This window comes from Christensenella sp. KGMB01412, assembly GCF_055522415.1.
The window spans coordinates 32,308-49,026 of sequence record NZ_JBVFVW010000005.1 but is presented as its reverse complement, the minus strand read 5'-3'; the positions used below and the strand labels follow the sequence as shown (position 1 = coordinate 49,026).

Sequence of the window (16,719 nt, the reverse complement as noted above, 5' to 3'; positions counted from 1 at the left end):
AATCGGCCTGCCCCTATGCAAAAAAGCCCGGTTGCTTCATAAGGACGGGAAAAGACCAGGGGGCGGCGGTTAGCAGTCCTTGGTCTTTCTGTTTTCAAGCAAAGGATCGATTCCATTGAAAATACGGCGGGTAACGACGCTGATTCCAATCACGATTACCGCGGCAATATAAAATGGAAGATATACATTATTTCCGATATTCTCAAAAACATTACCGTAGATTAGCTGACCGAGGGGATTCATGCACATACAGATGCAAATAAAGCACGACGTTACTTTTCCGATCAAATCCGCAGGGGTTAAAATCTGCAAATATGACAGTACCTGAATCTGGAATACAGTTGATAACGCCACCAACAGGCCGCTGCCGACCAGCAATGCAACATAGACAGCCATTGGATTTTTTAACATTTGCAGCCCAATCCCGGCCAAAAGGACAGACAACGCGCAGCCAATCAGCAGGAACGGGCCTGCCTTTGCTTTCAATTTTTTAGAACATACTCCCGCAAGCAGTCCGCCCAATACCGCGCCGGCGGCGATGACTCCCTGTGCGTATCCATACAGCCGGTTGGCGGTATCCCCGGCAAATCCCAGGCGCTGCGTAACCAGGACGGGAACTGCAATCAGGATTAATGCGGTCAGGAAAAGATTCAAAGAAGCATAAACCAACGATATTTTCCACAGTACAGGTTGTTCCCGGAGCATAAAGTGAAAGCTTTTTTTCAGATCGCCAATGGCTATTGCGAATATATTGCCTTTTTCCTGCTTTTTCTCAAATGGCATATGGATAAAGATTTCCATGATTGCGGATACAAAAAAGCAGCCGATGCTTACATACAGAATAGGAGACAGGCCAAAAACAGAAAACAGGATGCCGCCAAAAACCGGCCCCAGCATACTGGCGAGAGAGTTGATCAGATTGATGATCGAATTGCCCTGCATCAAATGTTCTGGACTGACCAAAACAGGTATGCTTGCCTGTACTGCGGGCTGGTAAGCACCCTGTATGCCATACAACGCGACGATTGTGATTGCCACAAGCGGTACAATATCCATTTTGCCCTCCAACAGGCAAAACAGGAAAATCAGAATTGACGTTCCAAAATCCAGTAGCACCATAATATTTTTCTTGTGAAAGCGGTCGGCGATGATCCCGCCGATTGGAAATAAAACGAGCATAGGGATGAAAGCGGATGCTGAAATGGTTCCAAACAGGGCGGACGAGCCGGTAAGGTTCAATAAATAGAGCGGAAGGGCATACCTCAAAATTTGATTGCCAAATATGGAAATGATCTGGCCCATTGCAACAAGCGTAAAATCCCTTGAAAAAATCGCTTTTTCCTGTTTCATAGATGGTATCCTCCGAAAGCGTATTGAGTCTTAAGACTTAAAAGCTACGGTAACATATTTTTGTGTCCTTGTCAACAAAAATGAAGGGGATAAAAAAACAGCCTGCTTTTGGAAGCGGGCCGCTTAACATTTTTACATCGAAAACACTGGGTTTATTGCGGCTAAAACCGCCTGTGCTTTGCATGCAGGCAAAAAGGAGCGCTATGGTTACAGCCTGTCGCAGTAGCCTGATGTAATATCAACGCCCAATTTCTTGATTTGTTCATCCAAATGCCTGTTGTAGTTTTCTGCAAAGCGAAGTATACTGTCAAATTGCTGTGCGGTCATCTGTTCAAATACTTTTCTATCCCTTTCCCGGGATTCTTTGTGCAGCTGGTTATGAATTTCATTTACCGTTTTTCCATGGCTGGTAAGCTTGAAATAGATTTCTTTCCTGTTATCAGGCCTTTGATAGCTTTCAATCAATCCCTTTTTTATGAGTTTCTTTGTTAATTTGCTGATGGCGCTTCTCGTCATATAAAAGGCCTCCGCAAGCTTTGTTACGTTGGGATCCTCATTTTTGCCAATATATTCGATGCAATGTACTTCGGAAGGGGTATATTCCTTCAGCGCAGCCTTCATCCTGAATTCATCCAGCCACATTCGTTTGCTGAACAAGTCCCAAAGGCCGGCTAAAACCTGCTCTGATTTATCCATGGTCTTTCCTCCCTTTTATTGTGATAGTAACAACAGTATATTGCTTTTTTGTTTCCGTTTCAACAATATTGGCTGTATTGGATTTGCCCACAGGGCCGTTTATTTCAAAGCGCGCAAATAACCAAGATCCACCACCCTTTGAAGCGCTTGCGCTACGTCTACCTTGCGAGGCCCATTGCGCGTTATCTTCATTGTAATGGTGTCTTCCGGACAAAAAGTTATTTCACGTTCGCCGTCAAGCGCAACCGTGCCAAAATAGCCGGGCTTTAGCCGAAGCTCTTCGTCTGGCTTCAGCGTGCGGACTTGCTGCAAGCCAAACCGTACGAGTACGCCGACAGAGATGGCGGCAACATAATCCCTGCGCTGCCAGTCAAGCGCCGCATATACGCCGTAATCGTCTTCCGGCAATACGATGTTAGAAGAGCCGATCAGGGCGGAGAAGCCGATATTGGCCGGATGCGACTGCGTTACGAGGATTGCGTCGATATCTCCCTCGTCGGTAATGGCGCGCGCGCCGATACAGTTTTTTCTTGAAACAACTGCGTCAATCAGCCCAATGTCGGTTTGACCGTCGGAAACGCTTACCTCGATCAGTTTTCCGCGGGGAATATCATCTTTTTTCAGTACGTTGTCGGCTAATGCCGCAGCTGCGATTGCCACGACGGTACCTTCGATGAACTGGGGATAAACATTATTTGTACCCGTAGATACAGGAATCAGCGGTATGTCTCCTATCGTTTTTGCTGCGGCGCGGCTTGTGCCGTCCCCGCCAAGCACAATAATAACGTCCGCCTTCAATTCATGCGCCATATAATCCACAAAATCGGAGGTGTCCTGTGCGTCGCCCGATACATAGAGGTCAGGGATGGTAACCCTGTCCTGAATCTCTTTCTGACTCATGCCGTCCAGCGCGTGATATCCCAAATGGTTATCATCCGGCATAATGTAAATATGATGGTCTCCAAGCTCGTAAATTCCGGACAGTATCCGCTTCACGATGCTGATTTTTTCCTGATTGTTGAAGGTGGTCGCATACGACACGATGCGCCTGATATCTTTTCCGGAGTTTGGATTTGCAACAATTCCAATCGTTCCCATATGATTCACCGCTTTCATTCGATTGCCACAGCATTAAGCATAAGGCGGTTTTTCAAACCGCCGGCTTCTTTATCCTAGCACTATCATACTGGAAAAACAAGACGGTTAAGGCGTTTTGACGGAATCAAGTGAAAAAGCTGCCGCACATTGATTCACGCTTTGCCGGGGGCTGTTTTTGCCTTTGGATAAATCCTGTTTACCATAAATACCATCAGCACAAGTAACGCACCCAGGTAAAAGGGAAGCGCACCGTAGCCAGTCCGTTCGGCAAGCAAGCCGAACAGCGGGGGCATGAAGGTTGTACCGACATAAGCTGAAGCCATTTGTATACCCATAAGCGCCTGTGAATTGATTTTACCGAAGGTATTTGGCGTTTCATGAAGAAGGCTGGGAAAAATGGGCGCGCAGCCAAGGCCGATAAACAGAAGCCCGACTACCGCCGCGAGAGAGGGTAAGGGAAGGAGCAATACGATAATTCCTATGCCGATTAAAAGCTGGCCCAGGCGGATCAACTGCTTTTGCGACAGCTTCATGGATAAAAAACCAGACAGGATGCGGCCGAGCGTAATACCGATAAAATACAGGGATATCCATCCCGCTGCAACGTCCTCAGCAATCCCCCTGACCGTAACCAGATAGCTGCTGCCCCAAAGCGTTACGGTTGCCTCGACAGAGCAATAGCAGAAAAAGGCGAGCAGCGTGGGTTTTGCTTTGGGCAGGCGTATTGCCGTGGGCAAGGCGATCGATGTTTTTTGATCCGCCTCTTCCGGTTTTGAAGGAGACCTGGCTTTTTTCCAGAGCGGCAGGGAAAAAATAAGGATAGCGACAAGGCCGAACTGAAGAAAGCTGATGACGCGATAGGCCGTATTCCATGTGCCGGACTGTATTAAGACCGATGAAATGATGAGGGGGCCGATGATGGTGCCTATGCCCCAGAAAGCATGGAGCCAATTCATATGGGCGGCCTTGTAGTGCAGGGCAACAAAATTGTTTAATGCCGCGTCGATGGAGCCCGCGCCAAGGCCTAACGGTACAGCCCATAAGCAAACGGCGATAAAGCTGCCTGAAAATGAAATCCCCAAAAGGGCGACAGCCGTCATCGCTACGCAAATCAGCGTAATATAAGATGTGCCAAGCTTGCGGATCAGGCGGTCGCTCAACAGGCTGGAAACGATAGTGCCTCCCGCAATGATCATCGAAATGATCCCGGCGCTTGCGATATCTACGCCAAAGCCGCCGTACATTGCGGGCCACGCGCTGCCAAGCAGCGAATCCGGAAGGCCAAGGCTGATAAAAGCCAAATAGATGATAACCAGCAGTACAACCATTCCCCAAGCTCCTTTGATACCTTAATAATATATTTTAGCATGGAGAGCTATGGAAAAGCCAGAAGTTGTATGAATAAAATTCAACCTGACAAAATTGCTTTATATGTCTGTATAAAGTTACCATCCAATAGGCCCTTAATATTTGTTACAGGTTCAATGCTGTGGATAACAGGCAAGTACCAGAAGAAATACCGTTATGGTTACGATGAGCTTTTTCATTGATATCCACATATAAATACCGTCCGCCTTAAACTGAGTACACGTTGAAATTGTCTCGAAAAACCAGACGCCGCAATTATGTCCCCGCAGTCTCCTTGTTTAATTCAGCCCATTCCGTTGCTAATTGGAACAATGAAACGCCGGACATTTCTTTTGACAAGGCTTCGACTGCATCCTCTAAATGCGGGCTCAGGATTTCTTTGAAAAAACGGCCAATTTGGCATCCGTCGGAGATTTTAGGATGAAATTTAAATAAATCGTCAACATTGTGCTTTTCTACCGCCGTATAAATATCCCATAGCGATATCTCCTTTGGATCCTTCGATAATGTCGTAACGCCCTGACCGGTTGACACTTTAATGATACCGGCGTCTTTCAGTTTCTTATATAGCTGCCTGATTAGCACGGGATTAGCGCCCGTGCTCTGTGAAATAATATCGCTTGTAATTTTTTGATTGCCGGAAATCAACATCAATAATAACATTTGAATTGAAACCGTAAAGTTGCTGCTCATTCTCATATTCGATACCTCTATTGTTATTCTAATAGACTTTTGGTTACAAATCAACTGTAGCCATTGACACTACAATTAAAATACAATATAATTATTTGTAGTTATTAACACTACAAATAAACAAATGGTCGCAAAGAAAGGAAAAAATCATGAAAAAAGAAGCGTTGGAAGTTTTAAAAAACAGAAGGAGTATTCGTAAATTCAAGCCGGAGCAGATAACGGCAGAGGAGCTCGGTGTAGTTTTGGAGGCGGGGACTTATGCGCCTACGGCTGGTGGTCAACAGCAACCTATCATCGTTGCCGTTCAAAATAAGGAATACGTGGAAGAACTGGATAAAATAAATGGGAAAATTATGAATGGGAATGAAGAAACGCATCCCTATTATGGCGCGCCAACCATAATACTCGTTTTGGCTCCCACCGATGGGATCGCTCCGGTGGAAGATGGAAGTTTGGTTGCGGGCAATTTATTGAATGCCGCCTATTCGGCGGGCCTGGGCGGTTGCTGGATTCATAGGACAAAAGAAATGCTTGAAACGCCGGAAGGACAAGCGTTGCTTAAAAAGTGGAAGCTTCCTGCAAATATGATGGGCGTCGCTTCAATCGCTTTGGGATATGCGGACTGTGAGCAGCCAGAGGCCGCTGAGCGTAAAAAGGACTATATTCGAGTAGTTTAGCCGCTGGTTCGGGCGGAAGAATACGACAGCGCTTTATACCTGCGGGTTTGCTCTGGCGAACCCGTATGTGTTCGCGCACATTTATTGTATGCAAAGAAACGTCCTTAAGGACGTTTTTTTGCGCCGGGGCTATTAAATTTAAACTATATAGAAAAAACATAAAACCATGTCCGAAAATGGCCGGATTTTTAAAACGGCTATGATATAATGAAACTATAAAGCAGAGGAGGCAGGCAAATGCTTGGGAACAAAAACGGCTTATACAATGCGTTTATGGCAAAAGATACGCGGTTTGACGGACGTTTCTTTGTGGGAATATCGTCAACAGGTATTTACTGCCGCCCGGTTTGCCGGGCGAAACGGCCTAAAATAGAAAACTGTACGTTTTATTCCACCGCGGCAGAAGCGGAACAGGCTGGTTACCGTCCCTGCCTTTTATGCAGGCCGGAGCTCGCGCCGGGTACTTCCGTAACGGATGCGTCCGCTGTGCTCGTCCATAAAGCTGCGCGGTTATTGGAAGAAAACTGTGGGAGCGGACAAAGCGTGGGGGAGCTTGCGGCGAAGCTTGGGTGTACGGATCGTCACCTGCGAAGGGTGTTTACAGAAGAATATCACGTATCTCCTGTGCAATATCTCCAAACGTGCAGGCTGCTATTGGCAAAAAATCTGCTGACAGATACGGATTTATCGGTTCTCGATGTGGCAATGGCTGCCGGATTTGGAAGCTTGCGGCGCTTTAACGACCTATTCAAAAAACGTTATCATCTTTCGCCCGGCGCCCTGCGAAAGCAAAGGGCGAAAGAAAAACAAAGCAATGACAATATTACGCTGGCTTTGGGCTACCGCCCCCCTTACCGTTGGGAACAAATTCTGGGTTTTCTGGCAGACCGCGCAATTACAGGTGTAGAAACGGTAAGCAATAATGAATATATGCGTACAGTGTGCCTGACCGGCGCAAAGGGAAAGCATGTTTACGGCTGGATAAAGGTAGGCCATAAACCCAAAAAGAATGTATTGACCGTCACTGTAAGCGAAACGCTGCTGCGGGCGTTGCCTCAGGTTCTGGCACGGGTACGCAGGCTTTTTGACCTGTATTGCGATCCGGATGCGGTCTATGGAACGCTTTCCTCTATGAACGAACTCCGGCCCGGCCTTTGCACTTTGGGAACAAGGCTGCCCGGCTGCTTTGATTCTTTTGAAATGGCTGTGAGAGCTGTTTTAGGGCAGCAGATCACTGTCAAAGCGGCTGGCACCTTAGCTGCCCGGCTGGTGCAGGCGTTTGGCACGCATGCAGAGACGGGGATAGATGGTTTGACGCATATTTTCCCGTCGGCGGAAGACATCCTTGCGCCTGGAGACGACATTGAAAGCCGTTTGGGCGAATTGGGCGTTACATCCGCACGGTCAAGAACGATTTTTGATCTTGCACGCGCACTTCAAAAGAAAGACATTGACCTTGACCTGTGTGCAAACCCGGAAGAGGAAATAAAAAAACTGATGGCAATAAAAGGAATCGGGAACTGGACAGCGCAGTATATTGCCATGCGCGCTTTGGGATGGCCCGACGCTTTTCTGGAAACAGACGCGGGCGTAAAAAAAGCGCTCGCGCCATATACGCCGAAAGAATTATTACAGATGGCGGAAGCGTGGCGGCCTTGGCGCAGCTATGCAACGGTCAACCTTTGGAATACGCTTTGAGGAGGAAAAAATGTATTATGCAACCACTTACTCTTCGCCAATATGCAAAATTACGCTTGCGTGTGACGGAAAGAATCTTGTTGGACTGTGGATGGAAGGACAAAAATATTTTGGGAATACGGTTCCTGAAAAAATGACAGAAAAAGATGATCTCCCGGTGTTTATTGAAACGAAAAAGTGGCTGGACAGATACTTCGCAGGTGAAAAGCCGGCTATCTATGAGTTGCCGTTGAAACCAATCGGCGGCGGGTTCCGGCAGGAGGTTTGGAGCATCTTATGTGATATTCCCTATGGCGAAGTCACCACTTATGGCGCGATTGCCAACAAAATAGCCGTCAGGACAAGTAAAAAGAGTATGTCCAGCCAGGCAGTTGGAGGTGCGGTGGGGCATAATCCCATATCTATTATCATTCCATGTCATCGTGTTGTAGGATCGAATGGCAACCTGACGGGGTACGCCGGTGGAGTGGAAACCAAAATCAAATTGCTTGAACATGAAGGGGTGGATACGTCACGCTTTTTTATCCCTGAAAAAGGGACGGCGCTATAGCAAGCGTTAAAACTGTATTGGGACAACGACTATCTGGCTGAATACAACGGTGTGCGCTGCCATGCGCTATTCAATGGGTTTGTCGGAAAATATTATGTAGATGACAAATATGCCGTTATCAAAGAGAAAGCATCTGTGAAAGACAAATTAGATAGAATGGGAATAGCCAGCGAACACATCGATGATCCGATGAAAATAGCTGATGAACAGACACCGGAAAAGTAAAGGAACGCCTCCCGCTTCGGCGGGAGACTCTTTTGTTATTTCTGCTCAGCTAAAAGGGTGTTATAAAAAGCTTCTTCCAACGTATCTAATTTTGCCTTGAATTACTTTCTTGTGTCACCTCCAGTATGGCCGTTTGAGATGACCGCTGTTCTCGGTCGACATATAATGAACCGCGTTGACTCTTGGAGTTGCAAAAACTGAAAAGAGAATCATCGCGGAAATGGCGCAGCAGGCAGCGCCCACAAGCCATTTATGGACACGCTTTTTGCCTTGCTTCCTGCTTGATCAGGGAACCCATTTCCTGACGGATTTCTTCAGGAAAGAGGTCGGGTGTAATATTATGCTCTAATAATTACAAAAGCAAAATCTATAGACGGCAAGGCCATTCTTCGGGATAGCCTTTTTATGTTCTCGATAATTTAATATTAAAATTCATGAGTACATCGATTGACGGTTCGTATATAACGTTAACGGCTTCCGCGGTGCCGTATACAGGGATGACAGGGAGGAAGGCAAGGAAATGTATGAGGACTATTTGTCTGCGATCGATGCGGCGATTCTGATGCAATATGAAATGGAAGCAACAAAATATCCTGACAAATTGATGATTGCCAAAGGAGTTGCCCAATCATCTTCACCGGGCGATATAATCGATATTGATGCGATTCATATCGTGTTTTTTGGCAGAGGGCAAATTATGCACTATAGTAGGAATGAGCGTTGAGGAGGATAACTTTGGCAATATAATGGAGATGTGCCTGGAAATGTTTGACTCTTTTGAATTGGTAGGATAATATATGAATGTCATGAAAAGAACGGAGAACGGCGGAGCATCAGGCTGTTGTCCATTGGGACATAAGTTCAAATTTGCTGTAAAAGATCATAGAGATCAAGTGATTGTGGATGCTTTGGATTCATACTTATGATACAAGAAGAGGCTCATGAAATGGCGACAGATCAAAAGGAACTGATACATTGTTTAGAGTTTGCTCGCGAAAAACAATATGTGCTTTCAGTCAGGCATATAAAAACAGGGAAAACAACGAATGTTTTGGTGGATCATATCGAATTAGAAAGTTTTTCGGGACGCTTTGCCAATTCTAAGAGTAAGATGAGTAAGGGATATAAATTTGAAAATGTCGCCGACTATTCTTTTGAAAACGAAACGAACCAGCAGGAATATGAGAAAAAATGCTTTGCGGAGATAATGCAAAATGCTGAAGATGCGATGGAATTAATCCAGCGATATGAAAAGTATTATCAGGATATTATCCCTCACGCGAAAGAGAAACACGATTTATCACCGGAGGAACGGGAATTTTTCATACGTAATACCCAAGATATTTATAATATCATATTTGGAAATATATATCATAAGGCCGATGGGTTATTGTTGAACTATCTGCTTTCCAAAGAAGTCAATAAGAGCAGAGAAGCCGACAATCAGCCGGTTATACTGCTGAGCCAATCCAATTATTCACAGAAACAAGCGATTGAGGCAGCGCTGCATAACCGGGTTTCTGTGATTGAAGGCCCTCCTGGTACGGGGAAAACGACTACTATATTAAGTATTGTTGCAAACCTTGTGATACGGGGAAAACGAGTCATTGTTATTTCCAAAAATAATTCGGCAATTAAAAATGTGGAAGAAGAATTGGATAAATTGAATTTACCGCGTTTTTATTTGAGGGTTGGCAACAAAAAGGTTATGGAAGAACTGAATAGCCGCCTAAGAGATATAGTATATGAGACGACAGAGAACTTGAAAAATATGCAGCCACATGGCGGAAATGGAGAATCCCTCCATAAGAAATACCATAGCCTGAAAAAGTTAGAAGAGAGTATCAATGGTATCATCAAAAAAAAGAACCGGCTACAGGAATGTGAGAATCAATTACGGCATGTAGAAAAGCGGAAGTTGGCCTTTCAGGAGTCAAAGGATTTTCGTAATATCCGGTTTTTTAAAAAAAGCAGCAGGTTTGAGATTTTACGCCGCGAAATTGACCGTATTGCCCATGTTCTGCAAAAATTGGATGATAAAGGGGAAATTTCCTGGTGGCATCGTTTGTTGAATCGGCTGTTATGGAGCATGACAACGGACCAATTTGTAAAAGATGGCTTATTACTGCAATTTGAACTGGAGGATATCTATCTCAACAAGAATATCGATATGCTCCGAAAGGAATTACAGGAGGAGCAATTGGATGAGAGAAGAGCTGAATTGGCGGAATTATATGCGTCCAAATCAGGGGCAGGATACATACAAGAATCTATTTTGCTACTACAGGACTACTTATATGAGCGAAGCAACCAAAAGGATTACAAAGCAAGTGCGTGTGAAATTCTCTCGCAGGACGTCGGGATATTTTACAGCAAATATAAAAAACAGTTGCGGACGATCTATCCAGTGTTTTTGACAACGGCAGATTCATTGGTCAAACATTTTTTTGATATGCTGAAAGCTGGAACAAAAGCCGACTATATCATCATGGACGAAGCCTCGCAATGTGATCTGGTTTCAGGCATACCGATGTTATCTTTAGCAGACAACTGTGTTGTGGTGGGAGACCAGAAACAACTGAGTGCCATCAGAAACAACTGTCCTGCCGATATCAAGGCGCCTGATGAAGATCGTGATTACGCAAAGCAGACATTTTTGAGCAGCATTGAAAAAACATGGAATATACGGCCTGTTGTTTTGCAGGAGCATTACCGCTGTGACTATGGCATCATCAATTATTGCAATAAATTTTTCTATGATAATTCCCTGATTATTTATACGGAAGCCAATCATGGCTCAATGCAATTATTAACAGTCGATTCAGGAAAATACGCCGCTATAGAAGAAAAGGAAAAATCTTTTTATAATGATAGGGAGATTGAATCTATTCAAGAGGTTACAGGAGGCCAATTTGAAAAAAGCTTTGCCATTACTCCGTTTTCTGCGCAGGAAAAGCATTTAAGGATGCGTCTGGATTGTACAGAAGACGTATGCGGAACGATTCATGCCTTTCAGGGAAAGGAAGAGGAAACGGTGTATTTTTCCACGGTCTTGAATGATCTGGATTTTGCAAACCGGCATCTTGAGGGAGGCCATTGCATGTTTAACAAAGAACTCATTAATGTAGCAGTATCGCGTTCAAAAAAGAAATTTGTTTTGGTATCGGATAAGAATTATCTGAGAAAAAAGAATCAGGATTTGTGTGATTTGATCAACTATATTGAAACCTACGGAAAAGAAATCCCTGATAAATCCGTCTGTATATTTGATGATTTATATAGGCAGATGCGTTCGTATACTGCGAGGGACGATTTGGATAATATTTTTGAAAAAGCCTTGTTTGATCATATCAATGATTTTTGTGAAATGACACGCGGAATGCTGCGGTGCAGGAAGAAATTACCTTTGGGGGATTTGGTTACTGATAAGAAATTTCTTGATTCTCATCTGGATATCAGGCGTTTTGTACTGCATGAAAATACACATGTCGATTTTACCATTTTGAATCAAATCAATAATCCGCTACTGGCCATTGAACTGGATGGAAGCAGCCATATGCGAGCAGATCAAAAAGAAAGGGATGAAAAAAAGAATATAGCGTTGGAGCATATGGGAATTCCATTATGGAGAATTTCTTCAAAGGAGGCTTATACAAAAGAAGAGTTTATGGGGCAGTTGAAAGCGCACCTTAATTTTAAAACCATCAGTTGACTGAAAATTGAAAATCAGATTTGCGATGAATTGATTTTAGCTTTTAAATCATGATATCTGATAAGAAGGCAAGGTGACATGAATTTAATATGCTTTGCCTTTTGTGTTTGTCCTTTTGATTTTTGTAACGACACTTCTTGATTTTGTCAGTCCTTTTTTCCTGCAGTTTGTTTAATCGAATTTCCCGATCTGCGGTACGGGCTCCTTTGATTTTTGTGATAAAATAATTTAATCTGCCGGAAACATCCTGTTCAAAAACTATACATAGTTTATCCACTTTTTAGGGTTATGTTTACTATGCGTAGGTTAACGCAATAAATGGGAGGAAAGAATGAACAAATATGTAACCCTGAAAGAAGTGGAAAAAAAGAAAAAGGAGTATGTGGAGTACCTTATGATGCAGGAAAAAGCGAAAAATACGGTAAACGCATATTCACGGCATATTGACGCCTTTATCCGGTATCTGAGAGATGAACGCAGCCTTGACAGGTTCAACAAGATCAACGCGGTTGAATTTAAGGAATGGCTGCTTGCGAAATATTCTCCGGCGTCAGTGAACCTGATGCTCAGCGCCCTGAACGGTTTATTCACCTTTATGGGGATGGAGGTTATGAAGCTGAAGAAGCTGAAAATGCAGAAATCAAACAGCGTAGAAAATGTCCTCTCCTTTTCAGAATACAAACGGCTGCTGATGTCGGCCAAGGTGAGAAATCCCAAAATGTATTACATCATCCGCACACTTGCAGGAACGGGCATACGTGTGGGCGAATTAAAATATATAACGGTAGATGCTGTTAAACGCGGCGAAGCAAAGATCGTCAATAAAGGAAAAATCCGTAACGTTATGCTCAAAGACGGAGTGCGGAAGATGCTGGAGGATTATTGCGAGAATCACGACATATTAGGCGGTGTGATTTTTGGAGGCCAGTACGGCAGGGAAGTAATCAGCAGGTCGCATATCTGTACGGAAATGAAAGCGCTTGGGACGAGAGTGGGAATCAAAAAAGAAAAACTATTTGCGCACAACCTGCGCCACCTGTTTGCCAAGCGGTTCATTGAAAAAACAAACGATATCGTTACCTTGGCAGACGTCCTTGGGCATACGAGCATCGATACGACGAGGATTTATACGCGGACAACGAATGCAGAGAAAAAGGCGAAAATCGAGGCGGTCGATTTGTGATAAAAGCATGTAATGGTCAAACTTCCCCCTGCGTCAAATGCAGTGGGGAAAGTTGGCCGGGATGGCGGGGGAGGAAGCCTGTCTGAGAATCCCCCTTTTTTATTCTGGGTATATTATTTCTGTGGGAAACAGGATATAATCAGGTATAACAATCAGAAACAAGGATGGAACAATGACAAAACATCAAAGCAGCGAACGAATCAGGGAAAAATTAGTGCGGGCGGGAATCAAAATGATCAAAGAGGGTGGGCCGGGCCATTTATCGATGCGCGGAGTGGCCAAGCTTTGCAATATGACGCCGCGCGCTCCCTACAACCATTTCAGGAATGTGCAGGAGCTGCTTATGGCGATCAGGGAATCTGTAATATTTGAAATTGCGGAAGAACTGAAGGCACAAAATATCCACGGGATTGACGATCCGGTTGAAAAGCTGCTTGTGATCGAAGAGGTTTGCCGGAAAAACAATGAAAAATACGGTTTTTTACTGCGGATGCCTGTTGCAAATCAAATTCCCCAATATTGCGTGAAAAAGGATATGGAAGTCAACCGGTTTATTGTGGATTATCCGTACAGTACATATCCATATAAAAAACGGAATATTGACGTCCAAACACATGAGACTATCGTCGCGGGCGCGGTGCTGGAGCTTCTTCCGGCAGTCGTCCCCGGGGAAGAATGGAAGCAATATTTTGAATTGCTTGTAAAGTGGTTTAAACGTGCGGAGGAAGAACGCGGCAATGAGTAATAAGGTGGAAATAAAAAGGGAGCTGCTCATAAAAACGGCATTAAAAATGATCGAGAAAGAAGGAATAGCAAACTTTTCCGTGAGAAAGCTGACGGAAGCGTGCGGATGCGACAGACAGGCGCCGTACCGGATGTATGGCTCCAAAGAGGGCTTGGTACAGGAGCTTTACACAAGGATACTGATCGCGCTGGGTAACTATGTTTTGAAACGGGCGCGTTTGAGAAAGCAGAGAGGGGAAGAGGCATATCTGGTGATTATCGAGGAATCGATACGCTACTATGTAAACAATCCAGGGTATTCCTCGATTTTTTTAACCGGGGAGAATATCCACGAAATCGACAAATATGCGGGAAACAATGAGCAGCTCATAGCCCAAATGAAAGAATACTGGAATATAGCGGCGGATTTTTATAAAAGGGCCGGTGTTCCGGAAGAGGATATGGAGAAAGCGTTTATGCTGATCCGTGCATTGATCCGTGGGATTTCAGGGCGAATCCTTCGCGGAAGCCTTGTTTTACAATGCGGACTCAAGGAATATGTTGTTTATATGATGGAGGAAATATTAGGCTTGAAAGCCAAACCGGACGATATAGGATAAGGCGAGGAACGGATATTTGAAAAAATTAACGATTGCTTTACCAAAAAATAGGATATACTGTAACTAATAACAAAAAACGGGCACAATGCCCGTAAAAATTTGCATATATGCTTGCTATAATTGATATTACAGAATGCAAATACATATCCTTCACTTAATTAGTATTATTTTCAAGAATACAATACCATTTTGTAATATTTTTTGTCAATTACATTTTTAAATTTTTCATGATTAAAATAGAATTTTGAGAGTTGAGAATTGCCTGTATTATGGAATTATTGTTATATATTCGTATGTATGGCATAATCTGCAACTATATTTTGTGGCGTAAAATTTTATTAAAAATTTAGGAGATTTACAGGATTTTCCGATAAGGCTGCTTTGGATAAGGCAGCCTTAATTGTTTTTGTTGTTTTGTATTCGGGATTGCCACAACAATTCCAATCAATATTTCGTATGGAAAAAGGTTTCTTCTCCATAATTGCGTTAATATCAATTATAGCAAGCAAACGCAGGGTTTCCTCCGGGGGAGTTTTGATTGGAAAAGGGTATTGAGTATGAAGAGCAACAAACCTGCAAAAGTAAAACAGATCATTACAGCGGCCATGGTGAGCTTGCTGCTCACAGCGTCTTTTTGTGCGCCCGTTTTTGCAACGAACGAAACAATACCGAGCAAAAAAGATATTGTTACTCAAACGACGGCTCAGCCCAAATTGTCTGGCGAGAAGGGAGCAGCGGATCCATCGGATATACCCACTGCGTCTGCAAACGTCGCGCCGCAAGGAGATGCAGACGAGCCAATATTCGAACAGCCTGTGCAGACAGCATCACCGGATAAAAACACAATAGCAATTACGACGTTGGACGAATTGCAAAGGATCGGCAGTGAAGGCTACCCGCTGGATGGAACATATGAACTGATACAGGATATCGACGGCGAGGGCGCTTCGTTTACGCCGATCGGAAACAGTGAAAAGCCGTTTTCCGGTAAGTTTTCAGGCAATGGACATCGCATATCAAACCTCGTTATTCAATCAGATGAAGGCACCGGCATATTCAATTATTTTACCGGGGCAATAAGCAGTGTAAATCTGACAGACATTAAAGTCAATACAAAAAGCAGACAAAGCATATTATTTAATGTTATATCGGGCGAGGCTGAAATAACGGATATATATATTGAAGGAGACTTGCTGAAACAGGATGAAAATACAGTGGAGGCGTCGGGTGGTTTCGCGGCGGTAATAGAGAGCGCAAAGAGCATCAGTAATGTACAGGCCTATGCAGATAACCCAAACAGGGGGAAGCTGGACGGTGCGTTTGTGGGAAACAACAACGCACCGGCTGACGTGTATCGCGAGTGTTTATGGTCGAATGCCTATGGAAGCGATACTGCGTTTGGGGTAGATAGCTTAATGAACAAAGCGGACGGCGTATATACAATAACCCCGGAACCTTCGTATGTGACGTTGGCGGCAGGCGGAAAAAGCGCGGAGGTTCAGGCAAACACAGAAACGGCGGAACGTTTTGGGCTTTTGTTCCGGGAATGGTCGTTCGATAATATCATACTTGAATGCAGCGATATGGATGACGGCAGGGCGAAGGTCGTGAGCCGGGACGAGACGGGAGCGGAAGATATTGCAGCGGTATATGAGAAGGAATGGGCGGACGGCAGTAAAAGCGAGGTGCGCTTTTACACGCCGGTCATCGTTTCGCAAAATGTAAATGAAGAAAAGCCGCTTGAGCCGATCGATCCGATTTTTCCGAACCAGATCGACGAGGTAAAGCCGCTTGAGCCATTGGACGATATCTTTCCAAGCCAAATCGAACAAAGCGTTGATCTTGCAAGCGGAATATCCATAGTGGAAAACCCGCAGAGCCAGACAGGCGCGGTGGGGGACAATATAACATTCCGCGTGCGCGCCGAAGGGGAAGGGCTTGTATACCAATGGCAGGAAAGCACAGACGGCGGACAGACATGGACGGATATTCCCGGGGCAAATGAGACGGAATATGTCTTTACGGCAACACAAGAAGATCACGGGAAGCGGTTCCGCTGCGCCATATTGGAACATGCGGCAGAGAGCGCGGAACAGTAAGGGATTAGAATCAAACAGGATCGAAAC

At 44.5% G+C, this 16,719-nt stretch carries 14 protein-coding genes; 9 read left to right on the top strand and 5 right to left on the bottom strand.

All coding sequences use genetic code 11. The annotated features are described in order from the left end of the window. Positions 1–69 precede the first annotated feature (69 nt). The 5 genes from ACS5WU_RS09485 to ACS5WU_RS09465 form a co-directional block, all read right to left on the bottom strand. Positions 70–1,350, bottom strand: coding sequence for an MFS transporter (locus ACS5WU_RS09485; RefSeq protein WP_465089129.1), 1,281 nt, complete (start codon positions 1,348–1,350; stop codon positions 70–72). A gap of 207 nt (positions 1,351–1,557) precedes the next feature. Beyond that, positions 1,558–2,046, bottom strand: a complete 489-nt coding sequence (locus ACS5WU_RS09480) for a MarR family transcriptional regulator (protein WP_302762326.1) — start codon at positions 2,044–2,046, stop codon at positions 1,558–1,560. A 99-nt stretch (positions 2,047–2,145) separates the two neighbouring features. Then, positions 2,146–3,162: an NAD(+)/NADH kinase gene (locus tag ACS5WU_RS09475; RefSeq protein ID WP_465089128.1), complete on the bottom strand. Its 1,017-nt coding sequence runs from the start codon at positions 3,160–3,162 to the stop codon at positions 2,146–2,148. Positions 3,163–3,296: 134 nt separating this feature from the next. Beyond that, positions 3,297–4,472 (bottom strand): MFS transporter, encoded by a 1,176-nt coding sequence (locus tag ACS5WU_RS09470; protein WP_302762253.1) that lies wholly within the window; start codon positions 4,470–4,472, stop codon positions 3,297–3,299. A 295-nt stretch (positions 4,473–4,767) separates the two neighbouring features. Continuing rightward, on the bottom strand, positions 4,768–5,211 hold the full coding sequence (locus ACS5WU_RS09465) for an Rrf2 family transcriptional regulator (protein WP_046442710.1): 444 nt from the start codon (positions 5,209–5,211) through the stop codon (positions 4,768–4,770). A 143-nt stretch (positions 5,212–5,354) separates the two neighbouring features. Between ACS5WU_RS09465 and ACS5WU_RS09460 the strand changes: the two genes are divergently transcribed. From ACS5WU_RS09460 to ACS5WU_RS09420, 9 genes are all read left to right on the top strand, one after another. Next, a complete protein-coding gene (locus ACS5WU_RS09460; protein ID WP_046442709.1) occupies positions 5,355–5,882 on the top strand; it encodes a nitroreductase family protein in 528 nt (175 codons plus the stop codon). 237 nt (positions 5,883–6,119) lie between these two features. Beyond that, on the top strand, positions 6,120–7,580 hold the full coding sequence (locus ACS5WU_RS09455) for a DNA-3-methyladenine glycosylase 2 family protein (protein WP_465089127.1): 1,461 nt from the start codon (positions 6,120–6,122) through the stop codon (positions 7,578–7,580). Between the two features lie 10 nt (positions 7,581–7,590). Next, positions 7,591–8,130: a methylated-DNA--[protein]-cysteine S-methyltransferase gene (locus tag ACS5WU_RS09450; RefSeq protein WP_302760346.1), complete on the top strand. Its 540-nt coding sequence runs from the start codon at positions 7,591–7,593 to the stop codon at positions 8,128–8,130. A gap of 745 nt (positions 8,131–8,875) precedes the next feature. Continuing rightward, a complete protein-coding gene (locus ACS5WU_RS09445) occupies positions 8,876–9,079 on the top strand; it encodes a hypothetical protein (protein ID WP_302760345.1) in 204 nt (67 codons plus the stop codon). A gap of 198 nt (positions 9,080–9,277) precedes the next feature. Then, a complete protein-coding gene (locus tag ACS5WU_RS09440) occupies positions 9,278–12,067 on the top strand; it encodes an AAA domain-containing protein (protein ID WP_302760344.1) in 2,790 nt (929 codons plus the stop codon). Between the two features lie 331 nt (positions 12,068–12,398). Next, positions 12,399–13,250 (top strand): tyrosine-type recombinase/integrase, encoded by an 852-nt coding sequence (locus ACS5WU_RS09435; RefSeq protein ID WP_059108852.1) that lies wholly within the window; start codon positions 12,399–12,401, stop codon positions 13,248–13,250. A gap of 172 nt (positions 13,251–13,422) precedes the next feature. Then, positions 13,423–13,995, top strand: coding sequence for a TetR/AcrR family transcriptional regulator (locus tag ACS5WU_RS09430; RefSeq protein WP_302760343.1), 573 nt, complete (start codon positions 13,423–13,425; stop codon positions 13,993–13,995). Continuing rightward, positions 13,988–14,593, top strand: coding sequence for a TetR/AcrR family transcriptional regulator (locus ACS5WU_RS09425; protein ID WP_465089126.1), 606 nt, complete (start codon positions 13,988–13,990; stop codon positions 14,591–14,593). Before ACS5WU_RS09430 ends, ACS5WU_RS09425 begins: the two co-directional genes overlap by 8 nt. Before the next feature lie 557 nt (positions 14,594–15,150). Continuing rightward, positions 15,151–16,692 (top strand): hypothetical protein, encoded by a 1,542-nt coding sequence (locus tag ACS5WU_RS09420; protein ID WP_302760340.1) that lies wholly within the window; start codon positions 15,151–15,153, stop codon positions 16,690–16,692. Positions 16,693–16,719 lie beyond the last annotated feature (27 nt).

Excerpts from the sequence above, each read along its gene's own strand:
- ACS5WU_RS09475 (WP_465089128.1), bottom strand. The coding sequence starts at position 3,162 with ATGAAAGCGGTGAATCATATGGGAACGATTGGAATTGTTGCAAATCCA.
- ACS5WU_RS09425 (WP_465089126.1), top strand. The coding sequence starts at position 13,988 with ATGAGTAATAAGGTGGAAATAAAAAGGGAGCTGCTCATAAAAACGGCA.
- ACS5WU_RS09455 (WP_465089127.1), top strand. The coding sequence starts at position 6,120 with ATGCTTGGGAACAAAAACGGCTTATACAATGCGTTTATGGCAAAAGAT.
- ACS5WU_RS09460 (WP_046442709.1), top strand. The coding sequence starts at position 5,355 with ATGAAAAAAGAAGCGTTGGAAGTTTTAAAAAACAGAAGGAGTATTCGT.
- ACS5WU_RS09420 (WP_302760340.1), top strand. The coding sequence starts at position 15,151 with ATGAAGAGCAACAAACCTGCAAAAGTAAAACAGATCATTACAGCGGCC.
- ACS5WU_RS09440 (WP_302760344.1), top strand. The coding sequence starts at position 9,278 with ATGATACAAGAAGAGGCTCATGAAATGGCGACAGATCAAAAGGAACTG.
- ACS5WU_RS09450 (WP_302760346.1), top strand. The coding sequence starts at position 7,591 with ATGTATTATGCAACCACTTACTCTTCGCCAATATGCAAAATTACGCTT.
- ACS5WU_RS09435 (WP_059108852.1), top strand. The coding sequence starts at position 12,399 with ATGAACAAATATGTAACCCTGAAAGAAGTGGAAAAAAAGAAAAAGGAG.
- ACS5WU_RS09445 (WP_302760345.1), top strand. The coding sequence starts at position 8,876 with ATGTATGAGGACTATTTGTCTGCGATCGATGCGGCGATTCTGATGCAA.
- ACS5WU_RS09430 (WP_302760343.1), top strand. The coding sequence starts at position 13,423 with ATGACAAAACATCAAAGCAGCGAACGAATCAGGGAAAAATTAGTGCGG.
- ACS5WU_RS09470 (WP_302762253.1), bottom strand. The coding sequence starts at position 4,472 with ATGGTTGTACTGCTGGTTATCATCTATTTGGCTTTTATCAGCCTTGGC.
- ACS5WU_RS09465 (WP_046442710.1), bottom strand. The coding sequence starts at position 5,211 with ATGAGAATGAGCAGCAACTTTACGGTTTCAATTCAAATGTTATTATTG.
- ACS5WU_RS09485 (WP_465089129.1), bottom strand. The coding sequence starts at position 1,350 with ATGAAACAGGAAAAAGCGATTTTTTCAAGGGATTTTACGCTTGTTGCA.
- ACS5WU_RS09480 (WP_302762326.1), bottom strand. The coding sequence starts at position 2,046 with ATGGATAAATCAGAGCAGGTTTTAGCCGGCCTTTGGGACTTGTTCAGC.